The organism is Nocardiopsis chromatogenes YIM 90109 (genome assembly GCF_000341185.1).
Classification (GTDB): Bacteria; Actinomycetota; Actinomycetes; order Streptosporangiales; family Streptosporangiaceae; genus Nocardiopsis_A; species Nocardiopsis_A chromatogenes.
Genome location: NZ_ANBH01000082.1, coordinates 30,901 through 47,109 on the forward strand (window position 1 = coordinate 30,901; position 16,209 = coordinate 47,109).

The window sequence follows — 16,209 nt, forward strand, 5'->3', positions numbered from 1 at the left end:
GTCATCCGGGTCCCGACCCGGCGGCCGCGCGGGTGCCCGCCGCCGTGCGGCCGGGTCCGTGAAGGGCAGGTCATCTGCGGCCATGATCGTCACCCGCTTCGCTGAAGCCACAGCATCCACTCCGGAATAAGGAGGCAAGCCTAGTGCGCAGGAGTGGAGATTCAGGGCGATACTCGGCAAAGGCGGGCGAGCGCGGCATTTCACCGACCTTGGTCCCGGGAAGAAGGTGACCAAAGTCCCCAGAGCCGGTGCGTCGGTCCCTTTACACGAAGGAGCGGGCGGGGGAGATTCCCCGCCCGCTCAGAGAGCTTGGGCCCTGCACACGGCCGACCGCCGCCGTCCCGGTCAGCGCAGCCGGTCCAGGCCCGCCTTGCGGAGGGCGTCGGCCATCGCCCCGTTCGGCTCGGAGGCGCCGCCACGGCCCTTGCCTCCGCCGCCCGGCTTGCCCCCGCCGCCCGGCTTGCCCCCGCCGCCCGATTTGCCGCCGCGCCGGCCTCCTCCGCCGCGGCCGCCCTGGCCGTTCCCGCCGCCGCGGCCACCGCCGCCGGAGGCGCCCTCGCCGTCGGCGCGGCCGCCGCCCTTGGCGGTGCCGTCGATCTCGTCGTCCAGGCGCATCGTCAGCGAGATCCGCTTGCGCCGCACGTCGACGTCCATCACTTTCACGCGCACGATGTCGCCGGGCTTGACGATCTCCCGGGGGTCCTCCACGAACCGCTTGGCCATCGCCGACACGTGCACCAGCCCGTCCTGGTGGACGCCCACGTCCACGAACGCCCCGAAGGCGGCCACGTTGGTGACCGTCCCCTCCAGGATCATCCCCGGCTCCAGGTCGGACAGGGTCTCCACGCCCTCCTTGAAGGCCGCCGTGGCGAACGCCGGGCGCGGGTCGCGGCCCGGCTTCTCCAGCTCCTTGAGGATGTCGGTGACCGTGGGCACACCGAACGCCTCGTCGGTGAAGTCCTCCGGGCGCAGCCCCCGCAGCATCTTCCCGTCGCCGATCAGGTCGGTCAGCGCCGTCCCGGTGCCGTCGATGATCCGCCGCACCACCGGGTAGGCCTCCGGGTGCACGCTGGAGGCGTCCAGCGGGTCGTCCCCGCCGGGGATGCGCAGGAAGCCGGCGCACTGCTCGAACGCCTTCGGGCCGAGCCGCGCCACCTGCTTCAGGTCGCCGCGGGTGCGGAACGGCCCGTTGCCGTCCCGGTGCGCCACGATGTTGTCGGCCAGCGTCGACCCGATGCCCGACACCCGCGTCAGCAGCGGCGCCGAGGCTGTGTTGACGTCCACGCCCACCGCGTTCACACAGTCCTCGACCACGCCGTCCAGCGTCCGCGACATCTTCGCCTCGGAGATGTCGTGCTGGTACTGGCCCACCCCGATCGACTTGGGGTCGATCTTGACCAGCTCGGCCAGCGGGTCCTGGAGCCGCCGCGCGATGGACACCGCCCCGCGCAGCGACACGTCCAGCTCCGGCAGCTCCTGGGAGGCGTAGGCCGAGGCCGAGTACACCGACGCGCCCGCCTCGGACACCATCACCTTGGTGAGCTTCAGCTCCGGGTGGCGCTTGATCAGGTCGGCGGCCAGCCGGTCGGTCTCCCGCGAGGCGGTGCCGTTGCCGATCGCCACCAGCTCGGCCCCGTGCTCGGCCGCCAGCTTCGCCAGCGCCGCGATCGACTCGTCCCACCGGTTGCGCGGCGCGTGCGGGTAGATGGTGTCGGTGGCCACCACCTTGCCGGTTCCGTCGGTCACCGCCACCTTCACCCCGGTGCGCAGGCCCGGGTCCAGGCCGATGGTGGGGCGCTGCCCGGCCGGGGCGGCCAGCAGCAGGTCGCGCAGGTTCGAGGCGAACACCCGGACGCCCTCGTCCTCGGCGGCCTGCCACAGCCGCATCCGCAGGTCGATGTCGAGCCGCACGAACACCCGCGTGCGCCAGGCCCAGCGGACCGTGTCCAGCAGCCAGCGGTCGGCCGGGCGGCCCCGGTCGGCGATGTCGTACCGGGCGGCGATCGCCCGCTCGTACACCGTCGGCCCCGGCTCGGCGCCCTCGCCCGCGTCCTCCGGCTCCGGGTCCAGGGTCAGGGAGAGCACGTCCTCCTTCTCCCCGCGGAACAGCGCCAGCACCCGGTGCGCGGGCAGCGCGGTCAGCGGCTCGGAGAAGTCGAAGTAGTCGGCGAACTTCTCGCCCTCCTGCTCCTTGCCCTCCTTGACCCGGGACACCGCCCGGCCCCGCTCCCACATGCGCTCGCGCAGGTCGCCGACGAGGTCGGCGTCCTCGGTGAAGCGCTCGACGAGGATGGCGCGGGCGCCGTCGAGCGCGGCCTTGGCGTCGGCCACCCCCTTGTCGGCGTCGACGTAGGGTGCCGCGCTGCCCTCGGGGTCCTGCCCCGGGTCGCCCAGCAGCAGGTCGGCCAGGGGCTCCAGCCCCGCCTCCCGCGCGATCTGGGCCTTGGTGCGCCGCTTGGGCTTGTAGGGCAGGTAGATGTCCTCCAGGCGGGCCTTGGAGTCGGCGGCCATGATGCTCGCCCGGAGCTCGTCGGTGAGCTTGCCCTGGGAGTCGATCGACTCCAGCACGCTGGTGCGCCGCTCTTCCAGCTCCCGCAGGTAGCGCAGGCGCTCTTCGAGGGTGCGCAGCTGGGCGTCGTCCAGGCCCCCGGTCGCCTCCTTGCGGTACCGGGCGATGAACGGGACGGTGCTGCCCTCGTCGAGCAGCCCGATGGCGGCCGCCGTCTGCTTCTCGGCGACACCGAGCTCCTCGGCGATCCGCTGTTCGATAGAGGTCGTCACGTTGCCTTGTCCATCTTCGTCGGATTGTCCACGGTGCATTCTCCTGGGGCGCCGCCGCCTTGTCACACCGGGCGGCCGGATTTCTTGGATCCGGCATGGTGCGATCCCGACCGACCGTTGATATGCGTCCTGATCTCCTGTTATGCAGGAAGGGATCTCGCCCCGGCCTTCCGGGGCGAGCACATCGCGACGATTGGCGGGATGAACGTGCTCCTTGACCAGACATCGCTCCGAGACCTTGCGACGATGACGGACGACATGGGGGTGCTGTCCGTCTACGCCACCGCCGACCCGCGCGACCGGTCGTCCTCCCCCGCATGGCGCCTGCAGGTCGCCAACGAGATCACCGCCTTGCGCAACGAGGTGAGCTCCAACGGCGACAAGCGGCGCAAGGAGGCGGTCCTCGCGCGGCTGGAGGCGCTGCGCCCGCAGCTCGACGATGTCCTGGACAGCGGCGCCGAGTCGGGGGTCGGGCGCGCCCTGTTCGCCCCGGTCAGCAGTGACGATGTGCGCGTGTACACGATGCAGATGCCGCTGGAGGACTGCGCGGTGCTGGAGCGCACCGCCTACCTGCGGCCGCTGGCGGCGGCGGTGGCCACCGGGGCCCCGGCCGGGGTGCTGGCGGTCTCGGCCGACGGGGTGCGCGTGGTGGACCTGCGCTTCGGCACCGCCAAGGACATCACCTGGCTGCCGATCGAGATCGACGATGAGGACTGGCGCGAGATGCGCGGCCCCGCGCGGGGCCACCCGCGCACGTTCAACCGCGCCTCGGGGCAGCTCGACCGCTTCAACCACAAGGTCGCCGAGCACATGCTGCGGTACCTGAACGACATGCGCCCGCAGCTCAAGCGGATCGCCGACGAGTGCGGGTGGTCGTCGGTGGCCATCACCGGCGAACCGCCNCCAGGACAGCCACCGGGACATCATCGTGCTGGGGCAGGTGGTGGAGACCCGCACGCCGCCGGAGATCGCCGCGCAGATCGGCCCGGAGATCGAGGCGGTGCGCGTGCAGGGGGCCAGGGACGCGGCGCAGAAGGCGCGGGACGCGGCGCTGTCCGGCGGTTCGGGTGCCGTGGGGCTGAGCGACGTGCTGGGGGCCTTCCGCGAGGGGCGGGTGGCGCACCTGTTCCTCGACGGGGCCGTCCGGATGGCGGGGCAGAGGTCGCCCGACGGCTCCTACTTCCCGGAGGGCGAGGTGCCCCCGGGGGTCGACCAGGCGGAGATGGCACCCGAGCGGGACATGGGCGAGCGGATGATCGAGATGGCGCTCGGTAACGGGTCCGAGGTGACGGTGCTGCCGGAGAAGGCGGCGGACGTGCTGTCCGAGGACGAGGGCGTGGCCGCGCAGCTGCGCTGGTAGCGGAGCGGGCGGCGACCGCCGCCGCTCATCCGGCGCGGCAGGGGCGACAGGGNAGGTACGACAGGTACGACAGGAGGGGCGCCCCGTGCGGGGCGCCCCTCTCGCGTGCGTCCTTTTTCCGTTTCCGTCCCGGTCCGGTCACCGGTGGGCCCGGTCGCTCTCGTGCTTCATCAGCATGCCCACGGTTCCGATCAGGGCGAGGATCCCGACGAGCAGCACCAGTGCCATCAGCAGGTTCAGTGTCACGGTTCCGTCCATGGGGGACTCCTACCCGCTGTGAACTGCGTCGATGTGCGCGCGCGGATTCGGGCCCGACGAAACGCGGGCAAAGGGGGTGGGCTAACCTGGCCGGGCCTGGGTCCCGGGCGCGGGGATGCGGAGGTTCTGGGAATGCGGAAGGCCGTGCGGGCCGGTGCTCTCGTGTGCCTGGCGGCGGTGGCGGGGCCGGTCCTGGGGGCGGTCCCGGCGGCCCCTGCGGGGGCGGCGACGAGCGGTGACGGGGTCGAGGCCGCCGTCGAGGCGTTCGCCTCCGGCGAGGTCGTCCACACCGACGGCGGGGCCGGGGAGGACGGGGCGGGGCCCTCCGAGCGCGCGCGGGCCGAGCAGGTGGAGGATTATGCGCGGGCGCGGCTGGAGAGCGCCGACGTGGCCGTGCGGGCCGAGATCCTGGCCGAGGGCGACCCGGAGTCGGCCGCCGAGCGGACGGCCGTGCGGGTCGGTCGGCCGGGGCTGTACGTCGCCGCGGTGCGCGACGGCGCCGACGCGGCCGCAGAGCCCCGGTTCGGGTGGTCGTGGGTCGGTCCCGCGGCCGTCACCGACGGGGAGCTGGAGGACCACTTCGCCGCGTCCGCCGGTGGGCCCCTGGAGCGCGTGGCCGGGGTCGTCGACCTGATCGACCGCGACCTGCGCGGGGCCGTGCGCAGGGCGGCCGAGGCGGGGAAGCGGGTGTACGTGGACCCGTCCATCGAGGAGGGGTTCCCGGGGGCCGCCGCCGATGCGCTGACCCGGCGGCTCGGTGGGCTGGAGGACGTGCGGGTCGCGGTCATCCCGGCGCTCGCGGCCGCCGCCGACGGCCAGGGGGCCGACGAGCTGGCGGAGGAGATGCTCGCGCCGCTCGGCGGGGGCGGGAGCGCGCTGCTGGCCCAGTGGCGGGACGGGGCGTTCGAGCTGACCCCGGCGACGGGGGAGGAGGGCCTGGAGCCGTCGGAGATCACGCCGGTTCTGCCCGAGGGGGCGACGGGGGCGCAGGGGGAGCTGGGCGCGGCCGTGGCGTCGTTCGCGGGGGCCGTGGACGGGGGTGTGGTCGAGGACGCGCGGGAAGGGCTGGCGGACGGGCACCTGTACGTGCACCCGCTGGCCGCCACCGACCTGGAGGAGGGCGACGCGGAGAAGGTCGACGCGGCGCTGGCCGAGCGGGAGGAGCGGGATGGGCGGGGAGAGCCCGTGCGGGTGGCGGTCGTGCCGCAGGGCGCGTTCCTGGAGACCGGAGGGACGGGGCCCGGTGACGATGCGCTGGCGGCGGCGGTCGCGCAGGGGGCGGACGGGCCGGTCGCGGTGTACGCGGTGGACGGCACGGGCGCGATCACGGGCTACCCGGTGAAGGGCGGGGAGGACGTCGGAGGGAACTGGGGGTCGCTGGAGGGGGCCGTGTTCTTCGGGAAGGTGGAGGACTCGGTGCGCGAGTCGTTGGACGGCCTGCTGGTGGAGCTGGGCGGAAGGGACGTCCTGGGGACCGGCCAGGGCGGCCCCACGGCCGGCGGGGAGGCATCGGGGGATGGCGACCTGGGGGAGGCGCTGTCGTCCGCGACGGGATGGGCCCTGCCGTGGGTCGGCGGGGGAGCAGCGGTGGTGCTGCTGGTCCTGTTCCTGCGCAGGAGGTTCGGGGGGAAGAGGACGCCGCCGACGGCGGCCGGGAGGCGGGGGCGGACGGAATAGCGTGCCCGCCGACCGCGCCCGCGGGATGCGGGTCCGGGACCCTTACTGTTCCTTCTTGTTCTCCTTCTCCTCCTTCTGGCCCCTGACCATGAAGGCCGTGCCGAGCGCGGTGGCGGCGAACGCCACGCCGAGGATGATCGCCGCGGTGGGCCAGTCCATGGAAGGCTCCTTTCCTCGCGTGTCTCCATGAACGCCCACAGGCGGGGCGCGCACCAGATCCGGTCGGGTGGGCCCTATGGAGACGAAGGGCTCCGTCCGAGGGGACCGGCGTAGCCCGTCCACGGCCGGGGAGAGGGCTCCGAGGAGAGAACCGGATCAGGCGGCATCGAGAAGGGCGCGGACCTCGGGCACGTCGGAGTACGAGGTGAGGCGCCGGAGCACCACGCGCGAACGCTCGGCCGTACGGTCGCTCGTGATCTCCGCCGAGAGTTCCATCACCCGCGTGGCGATCTCGGCCGCCGCCTCGGGTTCATTCGCATCCGCGTAGGCGATGGCCAGCCAGGAGAGGTAAAGCGCGAGCTCACGAGTGTGCGTAGTGTCGTAGCGCTCCAGGACTTCGCGGAGGAGAGGCACCGCCCGCAGGGGCCGATGGAGTTCGGTGTACACCCGCGCGTCCATGATGCGGAGTTCGTCGGAGCTGACCCAGTAGGCCCATTCGGGAGCGGGCTCTGTCGCCTCGTCCGCCAGGGCGTCATGCGCCTTGTCGAGAGCGTCCATCGCGGGCCGGGCGTCATTCAGCTTCGCGTGGGCCCAGGCGACGCGGTCGTGGAAGAGCGCACGCGCTTTGGGAACCGTGTGCGGTCCGGCCTCGGAGAGGGCGGCCTGGGCGAGGGCGAGACCGTCGGTCTCCCGGCCGGTGTTCGACCACTGGTAGGCGAGCGATCCGGCGAGGTTCCCCGCGAGGGTCGCATCTCCTGCCTCGCGGGCGGCCGACAGGCCGAGCCGGTAGGTGGACTCGGCGCGGTCGGGCTGGCCGGCGTCGGATTCGATCCACCCGGTGATCTGGGCGAATTCGCCGATCGCCGCCAAGAGTGCGCGTCCGACGGCTTCAGAATGCCTACCTTCGCGGTACAGGCGAACGGCGGCGGAAAGCTCCCGCCGTGCAGGAGCGATCAGGTCGCCACCGGCCAGTACGTCATCGGCGAGTCGGAGCGCGTGGACCCGCGTGGCGATGTTGCGTGCGGCGTCCTGCCCGACGCGGCGCCCACCGGCAGTACGAAGCGGAGCGAGCGGGTCCCCTGTGGGGTGGAGCCTTCTGTCGAAGATTTCAGGAGGCATGTGTCCAGTCTCGCTTGCTGCTGCTCGCCCCACGGCTCGTGGGGGACGGCGAGTGGCCCCGCCGTCCGTGGGTCAGAGCATGCGGGATCTGGCTTCGGCGAGGAAGACCGCCCATTCGGTGCCTGAGAAGGAGAGGTGTCCGGCGTCCCGGTTCTGCGTGTCTCGGACCTTCACCTCCTCGGGGGAGCGGGCGACCTCGACACATTCGCTGGCTGCACTGCTGTGTCTGCTCTTGGACCAGTCGGGCGCAGGGAGGGCTACCTCTATGCAAGCGCCTCCGTTGCCGTGGCTGTAGGTGCTCTTCTGCCATGGCTCGACCGGTTGGGGAAGGGCGACTTCGACACACTCGCCGCCCTGCTGGCTGCTGTAACTGGAGGTGCGCCACTTATCTTCCATTGAACTCCTTCTGGATCTCGTGCAGCCGTTCCACAGACTGCTCCGGAGACAGTGCTGCACTCTGCAGAGTGGAGAAGAGCTGCGTCACCGATTCTACGACCTCTGGTTCGCTCACCATCTCGCCCTTTGCCACAGTCTCCACGTATACGACATCAGCCTGGTCAGGGAAGGACAGGATGAGGAACGGTCCGGTGAGGCCGGGTGGATGGGCGGCGGAGAAGGGCGTGATCTGCAGGCGAATTCTTCTCGACTCGTGATTGTCGATGATGCGCGTGATCTGGTCGCTCATGAGGCTGCTGCCGCCGACAGGGCGGAGGAGTGCGGACTCGTCGATGATGACCCAGAACGCGGGGTGAGTGTTGCAGTCGAGGAGGCTTTGGCGCTTTACTCTGCTGATCACCCACTGCTCGATTTCGTCTTTCGTGGTGAACGGGTTCGCGGCGGTGAGTGTCGTCCTGGCGTACTCGGGTGTCTGGAGTAGGCCAGGAACGAGGCTTGTGTGGTATTGGCGGATCATCGACGCCCTCTTTTCGGCATCGAGGTATTCACCGACGCCACGCGGAAAGGCGGCGTCGAACATTCGCTTCCATAGTGCGATAAGTGATCCGCCGGCATCCAGGAGGATGTCCGCCTGCTCGGAGAACTCGCGACTCGGATAGCGCTCAGCGCGTTCGATTGCTCCGACCTGCTGAGGGGAGTAGCCGGTCTGTCGAGCGAGTGATCGCTGGGAGATTTCGGCCAAACCTCTCAGACGGGATAGTTCTGCCCCGTATCGGTGGAGAACGGGGTTGTGCTGCGGTTGCACCCTGCGACCCATGACCACAGGAAACCACAGAATCCCTCACGGCGCTGCAGGATCTCCTCGCAGCCTCGTTCTTCTTCCATAACCGCAGGTGTCTATGGCGGTGGTGGCGGATCCGGTCACACATTGGAAGAGAGACAGACCCCCGCGACGGTGGCAGCCGTCCGGGGGCGTGGCCACCAGCTGACTGGAGCTGACGACAGATGGACACTATCCGCCGAAACCACTCACCCGCATCCCGGGTACGGCCCTACCTCCTCGCGCTCGAAGCCGACCGGGCCGTCTCCGCCGTCCACCGCTCGCGGGACCTGCACCGGGTCCTGGCCGCCCTCCGGGGAGGCCTCCGATGAGCCGGGAGCGCGACCCCCTCCTCGAACTCCTCCGCGCCTACTACGGCCACCGGTGGTCCATCCGCCGCACCGACAACCTCTGGATCGCCACCGCCCGCGACCGCGACGCCGACCACGCCCCCACCCTCATCCAGCCCGATGTCAACCGCTTCCTCGCCGAACTCGACGACCCGCCCCCGCGCGCCGGGCGGCCCCACCGCTCGCTGCTCGACGCCGACCACTTCTCCCGCCGCGCCCACGACCTCGCCGACGGCGTCCACCTCTTCACCGACCGCCGCCCCGACATCGGCGGAGAGGCATAGCGCGGCACGCAACCGCAAAGGGCGCCCGCGGCCGGGTCCTCTGTTCTGCCGTCGTGGGTGCCCAATAGCGATTCATCTGCCTCTCCCAACCTCATCACCAGCGGAAACAGCAGGCCTGGCCGGAAACTGCCAAGGAATCTCTGCAAAGGAACCTGTGCTATAGCGTCCGGCCCGTGAATCCGCACGGACACGACGACGCCCCTCCCGCTCCGTCCGAGGGGCGGCAGAGCGCGCCGCCCCCTCCCCGCCAGGTCGATGCGGAGACCCTGCGCGGGCTCGCCCATCCGCTCCGGATGAGGCTCATGGAAGAGCTGGCCATCGGCGGTCCCTCCACCGCCACGCTGCTCGCCGCCCGGCTGGGGGAGAATAGCGGCTCCACCAGTTACCACCTGCGGGTGCTGTCCCGGCACGGCTTCGTCGAGGACGACCCCGAGCGCGCTCCGGGCGGGCGCGAGCGGTGGTGGCGGCGCGTCCCCGGCACCTACAGCCTGCGCGGGTTCGCCCACCGCCGTGACCCGGCGACACGGGAGGCCGCCGGGGTCGTCCTCGATGCGCTGGACCAGGGGCGCTCCGATCGCCGCGCACGCTGGTGGTCCTTCACCGAGGAGAACCCCGCGGAGGTCGTCCCGTGGGTCGAGGCGACCGCCGACGCCGACTACGTCCTCCAGCTGACCCGCGCCGAGGCCGCCGAACTCACCGCCGAGCTCACCGCGGTCATGGAGCGGTGGCGGGTCCGTACGGAGGGACAGGACCCGGGCCGGGTCCGCCCCGGCACCACGGTCGTGGAGACGCAGATCTTCGTCTTCCCCCACCTGGACGCACGCGGCACCGGCCCGGAGAAAACCAGGTGCACCGCGCCGCCGGAGCGCTCGACAATGGAGCCTCCCAACGGCTCCGACCGCCCTGACGGTGACGGCCGAGGAAAGCGGGGGCGGTGATCGTGACCGAGCGCGCAGAGGCCGACGCCATCCGGGAGCCGCGTGGACCGGGCCCCGTGTTCCGACGGTTCTGGGGTGCGTACACGGCGGGGAACCTGGCGGACGGGATGATGCTCACCGCGCTTCCCCTGGTCGCCGCGCTTCTCACCTCCGATCCGCTGCTGGTCGGCGGCCTCACGGCGGTCCGGTTCCTTCCGTGGCTCCTCTTCGGGGTCCTCTCCGGAGCCGTCGCCGACCGGGTCGACCGCGTTCGCGCCATGCGCGCCGTCGCCCTCGTGCGGGCCTCGGCCATGGGGCTCCTCGCCGCGCTCCTGGCGACCGGGAACGCCACGATCTGGGCCCTCTACGCCGTCATGTTCACCGTCATGGTGTGCGAGACCGTCTACGACAGCGCAGCCCGCGCCCACGTCCCGGTGATCGTCGCGCGGGACCGGCTCGACGCGGCCAACAGCCGTATGGAGGGCGGCCGCGTCGTCACCGAGGACTTCGCGGGTGCCCCCGTCGCAGGGGTCCTCTTCGGTGCCGCCGCCGCGCTGCCGGTGGCCACGGGCGGTCTCGCCTATCTCCTGAGCGCCGTCGTGCTCATCGCGGTCCCGACCACCGCGCGCCGGGTCCCCACGGCCGAGCAGGTAGAGGGGCAGGGGGAGGGGCGGCCCTCTCGGCGTGTGGTGCTCCGCTCGGTCGGCGCCGAGACCCGCGAGGGCTTCCGCTACCTCGCCCGCAACCGCGTGCAGGCAGGGCTGGTGGGGCTCACCCTCGGCCTCAGCTTCGGCTTCCAGATGTCAGCCTCCGTGATCGTCCTCTTCGTGCAGCAGAAGCTGGGCGTGCCGCCGCACCTGTTCGGTGTCTTCATGGCAGCATCCGCCCTGGGGGCGCTCGGAGGTGCGGCCGTCGCCGCGCCGCTCGCCCGCCGCATCTCTAAGCGGGTGCTCATTGCGGGCGGATTCGTGCTCGTCGGTGTCTTCCTCGCCTCAATGGGGGCGATGACGTCGCCATGGGCGGCGGCCGTGGTCTGGTGCCTGATGGGCGCCGCCAACCTGACGGCGAACGCACTGGGGTACGCCGTGCTGCAGGCCATCACGCCCAACGGCCTCTTCGGACGCGTGGAGGGCGTGCGCAAGGCCCTCGGCTGGGGCCTGGCACCCGTCGGCGCTGTGCTCGGCGGCTTCCTGGGCAGGATCGACCTGGCGATCCCCGTAAGCCTCGGGGGCCTGATCGTCGCTGCCGTGACCGTGGTGTCCCTCCGAGCGATCACCGGCTCGGTCCGCCTGGCCGAAGAAGCGGCCGTATGAGCCCGCCACAGCGAGGCGCGGGGCGGTTAGGGTCCCTTCCGGCGAGGAGGACCGAGACGGGGTGCGCGTGGTACGAACGGTGATCGGGGCTGTGGCCGGGGCGTGGTTCCTCCTTGGGGCGTTGGGCGCCATCGTCCTGATCGGGTACTGGAGGGTCGGCCACTGCCCGCGCTGCGATTTCTGGGGCGGGTCCGTGCAAGTCGGCCCGCAGAGCCAGTACGGCAACACGGAGATCTGGGCGGGGAACACCTGGGTGTCGGCGCGGGCGCCGGTCTACGCCGTGAGCGGCCACGGGAGGGAGGTGCTGGACGTGCACCACGGCACCGACCCGGCGGAGGTGGCCACGGCCCAGCGCATGGCCTGGGCGTGAGCGGGCCGCGGGCGGCCCCGCAGGCCCTTCAGGGGCCGTTGTCCTCCAGCAGGTCCGGAGCGTAGTACTCGTCGAGGGGGACCGGGCCCCGGTAGCCCTGGCACTTGCACTGGGCGTAGGTGCCGCCGTGCTGGCCGGTCCACCGGCCCGGGATGATCACCTGGGCCTGGCAGAGCTTGCTCTGCTTGTCGTGGAAGACCAGGTGGTGGCCGCACCCGCAGATGGGCTGGGGGGTCCGGGCCTGCTGGGGCGGGGGGTGCTCGGGGAGCGTCCGCTGCGGGGCGCGGTCGCGGCGGGGGAGCATCCGCCCGACGAACACCCCGGCGAGGGCGACCGCGGCACCGACCACGAGTGTCACCGGGTCCACGTTTGCGCACCACCTTTCCGTCCCGGTGGGGGAGTGCCCGCACCGTCCCACTCATTGTCGCCCAGACACGGGGCGCGGCGGCGCCGGGCGGGCGGGGAATTCCCGTGTTCCGGGCCGTGCGCCACGCCCTGTTCCTGCCACCTGGGCCCCGGCCGAAAACGGCCGAGGCGGGGCGGGAGGGGAATCGGGACGGTCAGGGACGCGGGACGCATGGGGGACATGCCGGGAATCGCCTGATCTACGTCGTCAAGGTGCGGGTCTCCGGCATGGCGCACCTCCGGCCGCGCGGCTCCGTGTTATCAACGTCACCAACGGTCAGTAATCGTATGAACGCGAATAGTGAGCAGGGGGCGTTTCCCGTGCAGCATCCGCGAATCACGGCGGCCGGAGCCGTCCTGGCGGCCGCCCTGGTCCCCGCGGCTCCGGCCGCGGCGGACGACGCGCCCGGGGCGCCCGGCCCGGCGGGGGACGCGGGCGGCCGGGCCGAGGCGCCCGCCGAGAGCGGCTTCGCCGTCCGGATCACCCCCGTCGAGCAGGACCTCCGGCCGGGCGACGAGCTGGAGTACACCGTCGAGGTGGAGAACCACGGCGGCGAGGACCACCCGGAGGCCGTCATCGTCCAGCTGCTCCCGCCCGACATGGAGGACCCGCAGGCCTCCAGTGAGGGCGAGATCGGGCCGATGCAGGCCACCTGGAAGCGCGGCCTGCCCGAGGACGCGGAGACCTTCGTCGGCGTCACCGGGCGCGTCGGCGAGCCCGACGAGGGGTTCGAGCGGCTGACCACCATCGCGTGCGTCCGCCCCCGCCCCGGTGCGGGCCTGGTGGACTGCGCATCGCACACCATGCCCATCGCCCCGCCCCCGCCGCTGGGTTGGATCGCCGGCGGTGGCGCGGCCGCGGCGGCCGTCGCCGCCGGGGTGTGGGTGTGGCGGCGCAGGCGCCTCGCGCCGCCGGTGCAGGAGCGGCCGCTGGAGGTGGAGATCGAGCAGGCCGCCCCGGCGGAGGCGGACGCCGCCGACGGGGCGGTGCCCGCCCCGGACCGCGCATCGGTCCCCGCTCCGGACGCGGCCCGGGAACCGGCCTCGGGAGCGGCCGGGGGCCGGGCCCGACCCGTCGGTGCCGACCGGGAGTGAACCGCGCCGCGCGAATGGCGGGCCTTGCGCCCGCAATGGGGGAACTTTTGGCTGTCGATTGTTGCCCCCCACCAGGGCGTTCGCGACAGTGGGCAGCGGTGCCGACCTCCCCCTGGGCAGGCGCCACCGGCCTGAGTGAACCCGAGACACTGGGGAGGAAGCCGTGAGCGAATCGCCCTTCGGCTCCATGTTCGACGACGCGTTCCGCCGTTTCGACTACCTGAGCGGCCGCATGATGGGCGGCCCGGGGGCCGACGTGTGGCCGCCGCGGGCGGGCGGGGTGCAGCGCGTCGACATCGGCAGGCTGCTCAGCGAGCCCGCACGCGAGCTGGTGGGCGAGGCGCTGGAGCGGGCGGGCAGGCGCGGCGCCCCGGACCTGGACGTGGTCGACCTGCTGGCGGCCGCCGCCGACACCGACCCCGCCAAGCAGATCCTCGCCGCCGCCGGGGCCGACACCTCGGCGCTGTCGGTGCGCATCGCCGACCTGACGGGGGACGGCAGGCCCGGGGAGACGCCCGAGACCCTCTCCCCGGCGGCCAAGCGCACTCTGCAGGACGCGCTGCGCATCTCCCGCGCGCTGGAGTCCAGCTACGTGGGCGTCGAACACCTGCTGCTGGCGCTGGCCGCCAACCCGCAGTCGCAGGCCGCCCGCCTCCTGCAGGAGCAGGGGGTGGACGCCAACACGCTCCAGGAGGCGATGACCACCGGTGCGCGGGCCGCCCGTTCGGGGGCCGGGGCGCCGGGCGGTCAGGCGCGCGGTTCGTCGTCGACGCCGACGCTCGACGAGTACGGGCGCGACCTGACCGACGAGGCGTCGGAGGGGGCGCTGGACCCGGTGGTGGGCCGCGAGGAGGAGATCGAGCAGGCGATCGAGGTCCTGTCGCGGCGGACCAAGAACAACCCGTGCCTGATCGGGGAGCCCGGGGTGGGCAAGACGGCGATCGTGGAGGGCATCGCCCAGAGGATCGTCAACGGCAGCGTCCCGGAGACCCTCAAGGGGCGCCGGGTCGTGGCACTGGACCTGACGGGCATGGTCGCCGGGTCGAAGTACCGGGGCGAGTTCGAGGAGCGCATCAAGAAGGTCGTCGACGAGATCCGCGAGCATTCCGACGAGGTCATCGTCTTCATCGACGAGGTGCACACCCTCATCGGGGCGGGCTCGTCCGAGGGCGGGATGGACGCGGCGAACATCCTCAAGCCCGCGCTGGCGCGCGGCGAGCTGCACGTTGTCTCGGCGACGACGGTCGACGAGTACCGCAAGAACATCGAGAAGGACGCCGCCCTGGAGCGGCGGTTCCAGNGCGTGGAGGACACCATCGGCATCCTGTCGGGGCTGCGGGACACCTACGAGGCGCACCACCAGGTGCGCATCGGGGACGACGCGCTGGACGCGGCGGCGCGGCTATCGGACCGCTACATCTCCGACCGGTTCCTCCCCGACAAGGCGATCGACCTGATGGACCAGGCGGCGGCGCGGGTGCGGCTGCGGTCGCTGACCCCGGCCGACGACGCCAAGGAGATGGAGGAGCGCCTGGAGGCGCTGCACCGGGACAAGGACCAGGCGGTGGCGGCCGAGGACTTCGACCGGGCCAAGGAGCTGCGCGAGGAGATCGAGCGGCTGCGCCCGGAGCTGGAGGCGGCGCGCGGCGGCCGGGACGAGGTCCCGCTGGTGACGGCGACGGACGTGGCCGAGGTGGTGTCGCGGCGGACGGGCATCCCGGTGTCGCAGCTCACCGAGGAGGAGCGGGACCGGCTGGTGCGCCTGGAAGAGCACATGCACGAGCGTGTGGTGGGCCAGGAGGAGGCCGTGTCGGCGGTCGCCGAGTCGGTCCGGCGCGCGCGGGCCGGGCTGTCCGACCCGGACCGGCCCGAGGGCAGCTTCCTGTTCCTGGGCCCCACAGGCGTGGGCAAGACCGAGCTGGCGCGCGCGCTGGCGGAGGTGCTGTTCGGCGGTGAGGACCACATGGTCCGCATCGACATGAGCGAGTACGGCGAGAAGCACACGGTGAGCCGTCTGATCGGGGCGCCTCCCGGCTATGTGGGCTATGAGGAGGCGGGCCAGCTGACCGAGCCGGTGCGGCGGCGCCCGCACTCGGTGGTGCTGCTGGACGAGGTCGAGAAGGCGCACCCGGACGTCATCAACATCCTGTTGCAGCTGCTGGACGACGGGCGCCTGACCGACGGGCAGGGGCACACGGTCGACTTCAGCAACACGGTGGTCATCATGACCAGCAACGTGGGCGCGGAGATGATCCTGGACTGGTCGGGCGGCGAGGAGGAGCTGCGGGACAAGGTCATGGACCTGCTGCTGCGGTCGATGCGCCCGGAGCTGGTCAACCGGATCGACGAGACGATCGTGTTCCACCGGCTGGACCAGGTGCAACTGCGCCGCATCGTGGACCTGATGCTGGAGAAGACGCGGGAGCGGCTGCGGGGCCAGGGCATCGCGCTGGAGGTGAGCGACACGGCCAAGGACCGGTTGGGGGAGATGGGGTACAAGCCCGAGTTCGGCGCGCGGCCGCTGCGCCGCACGGTCCAGCGGGAGCTGGGCAACCGGCTGTCGCAGATGCTGCTGGACGGCGAGGCGACCGAGGGGGACACCATGGTGGTGGACACCGGCGACGGCGCCGCCGGGCTGGCGGTCACGGTCCGCCGGGGAGGCTCCGCCGAGGCCCGCGTGGGCGAGCCGAGGACGGACGCCGAAGCCGCGACCCAAGGCGACGAGGCGGCCCTGGGCCACGCCTGAGGCCGGTCGCCCATAGGCGGACGTGAACGACGGGCGCCGCCCCGGTCCCTGGACCGGGGCGGCGCACCGGTGTGTTCGTATGCGGTGTGTCCGTGTGCGGTCCGCGCCGTCCATGGTGCAACCGCAGTGGTGCATCTCCTCGGGGTGCCGCGGGAAGGC

At 72.3% G+C, this 16,209-nt stretch carries 14 protein-coding genes and 1 pseudogene; 9 read left to right on the top strand and 6 right to left on the bottom strand.

Annotated elements, in window-relative coordinates:
- Positions 1-345: 345 nt before the first annotated feature.
- Together D476_RS0108505 and D476_RS38840 are read right to left on the bottom strand one after the other, a co-directional pair.
- Complete coding sequence (locus D476_RS0108505) at positions 346-2,781, bottom strand: Tex family protein (protein WP_017623519.1); 2,436 nt, start codon at positions 2,779-2,781, stop codon at positions 346-348.
- A gap of 275 nt (positions 2,782-3,056) precedes the next feature.
- A complete protein-coding gene (locus tag D476_RS38840; protein WP_017623520.1) occupies positions 3,057-3,344 on the bottom strand; it encodes a hypothetical protein in 288 nt (95 codons plus the stop codon).
- On the opposite strand from D476_RS38840, the pseudogene D476_RS38845 reads away from it, so the two are divergent.
- From D476_RS38845 to D476_RS0108520, 3 genes and pseudogenes are all read left to right on the top strand, one after another.
- Positions 3,310-3,621 (top strand): annotated as a pseudogene (locus D476_RS38845) (VLRF1 family aeRF1-type release factor); the annotation flags it as partial. The gene D476_RS38840 and the pseudogene D476_RS38845 sit on opposite strands and share 35 nt — an antisense overlap.
- An 88-nt stretch (positions 3,622-3,709) precedes the next feature.
- The gene (locus tag D476_RS38850; protein ID WP_017623522.1) at positions 3,710-4,141 is read left to right on the top strand and encodes a hypothetical protein; all 432 of its coding nucleotides are present in this window, start codon (positions 3,710-3,712) and stop codon (positions 4,139-4,141) included.
- A gap of 390 nt (positions 4,142-4,531) precedes the next feature.
- Positions 4,532-6,076: a hypothetical protein gene (locus D476_RS0108520; protein WP_017623524.1), complete on the top strand. Its 1,545-nt coding sequence runs from the start codon at positions 4,532-4,534 to the stop codon at positions 6,074-6,076.
- 315 nt (positions 6,077-6,391) lie between these two features.
- Here the strand turns inward: D476_RS0108520 and D476_RS0108530 are convergent, their stop codons facing one another.
- The 3 genes from D476_RS0108530 to D476_RS0108535 form a co-directional block, all read right to left on the bottom strand.
- Positions 6,392-7,354 carry a hypothetical protein gene (locus tag D476_RS0108530; protein ID WP_239648638.1) on the bottom strand — a complete coding sequence of 321 codons (963 nt, stop codon included), beginning with the start codon at positions 7,352-7,354 and terminating at the stop codon, positions 6,392-6,394.
- A 72-nt stretch (positions 7,355-7,426) separates the two neighbouring features.
- On the bottom strand, positions 7,427-7,750 hold the full coding sequence (locus D476_RS36155) for a DUF397 domain-containing protein (RefSeq protein ID WP_083939454.1): 324 nt from the start codon (positions 7,748-7,750) through the stop codon (positions 7,427-7,429).
- Complete coding sequence (locus D476_RS0108535; protein ID WP_152529277.1) at positions 7,740-8,567, bottom strand: helix-turn-helix domain-containing protein; 828 nt, start codon at positions 8,565-8,567, stop codon at positions 7,740-7,742. The genes D476_RS36155 and D476_RS0108535 overlap by 11 nt, the downstream gene beginning before the upstream one ends.
- Before the next feature lie 331 nt (positions 8,568-8,898).
- Here D476_RS0108535 and D476_RS0108540 point away from each other — a divergent pair, with 331 nt between their 5' ends.
- From D476_RS0108540 to D476_RS0108555, 4 genes are all read left to right on the top strand, one after another.
- On the top strand, positions 8,899-9,204 hold the full coding sequence (locus D476_RS0108540; RefSeq protein WP_017623528.1) for a hypothetical protein: 306 nt from the start codon (positions 8,899-8,901) through the stop codon (positions 9,202-9,204).
- A 173-nt stretch (positions 9,205-9,377) separates the two neighbouring features.
- Positions 9,378-10,142, top strand: coding sequence for an ArsR/SmtB family transcription factor (locus D476_RS32575; protein WP_152529278.1), 765 nt, complete (start codon positions 9,378-9,380; stop codon positions 10,140-10,142).
- The gene (locus tag D476_RS0108550; RefSeq protein WP_017623530.1) at positions 10,139-11,434 is read left to right on the top strand and encodes an MFS transporter; all 1,296 of its coding nucleotides are present in this window, start codon (positions 10,139-10,141) and stop codon (positions 11,432-11,434) included. Before D476_RS32575 ends, D476_RS0108550 begins: the two co-directional genes overlap by 4 nt.
- A 61-nt stretch (positions 11,435-11,495) precedes the next feature.
- Complete coding sequence (locus tag D476_RS0108555; RefSeq protein WP_152529279.1) at positions 11,496-11,804, top strand: hypothetical protein; 309 nt, start codon at positions 11,496-11,498, stop codon at positions 11,802-11,804.
- Positions 11,805-11,832: 28 nt separating this feature from the next.
- Here D476_RS0108555 and D476_RS0108560 read toward each other — a convergent pair whose 3' ends face one another.
- Positions 11,833-12,171 (bottom strand): hypothetical protein, encoded by a 339-nt coding sequence (locus tag D476_RS0108560; RefSeq protein ID WP_017623532.1) that lies wholly within the window; start codon positions 12,169-12,171, stop codon positions 11,833-11,835.
- Positions 12,172-12,530: 359 nt separating this feature from the next.
- Here D476_RS0108560 and D476_RS0108565 point away from each other — a divergent pair, with 359 nt between their 5' ends.
- Entirely contained in the window at positions 12,531-13,304 is a 774-nt protein-coding gene (locus D476_RS0108565; RefSeq protein WP_017623533.1) for a DUF11 domain-containing protein, read from the top strand.
- 163 nt (positions 13,305-13,467) lie between these two features.
- Positions 13,468-16,050: an ATP-dependent Clp protease ATP-binding subunit gene (locus D476_RS0108570; protein ID WP_017623534.1), complete on the top strand. Its 2,583-nt coding sequence runs from the start codon at positions 13,468-13,470 to the stop codon at positions 16,048-16,050.
- Positions 16,051-16,209 lie beyond the last annotated feature (159 nt).

Excerpts from the sequence above, each read along its gene's own strand:
- D476_RS0108540 (WP_017623528.1), top strand. The coding sequence starts at position 8,899 with ATGAGCCGGGAGCGCGACCCCCTCCTCGAACTCCTCCGCGCCTACTAC.
- D476_RS0108520 (WP_017623524.1), top strand. The coding sequence starts at position 4,532 with ATGCGGAAGGCCGTGCGGGCCGGTGCTCTCGTGTGCCTGGCGGCGGTG.
- D476_RS0108530 (WP_239648638.1), bottom strand. The coding sequence starts at position 7,354 with ATGCCTCCTGAAATCTTCGACAGAAGGCTCCACCCCACAGGGGACCCG.
- D476_RS0108535 (WP_152529277.1), bottom strand. The coding sequence starts at position 8,567 with ATGGGTCGCAGGGTGCAACCGCAGCACAACCCCGTTCTCCACCGATAC.
- D476_RS36155 (WP_083939454.1), bottom strand. The coding sequence starts at position 7,750 with ATGGAAGATAAGTGGCGCACCTCCAGTTACAGCAGCCAGCAGGGCGGC.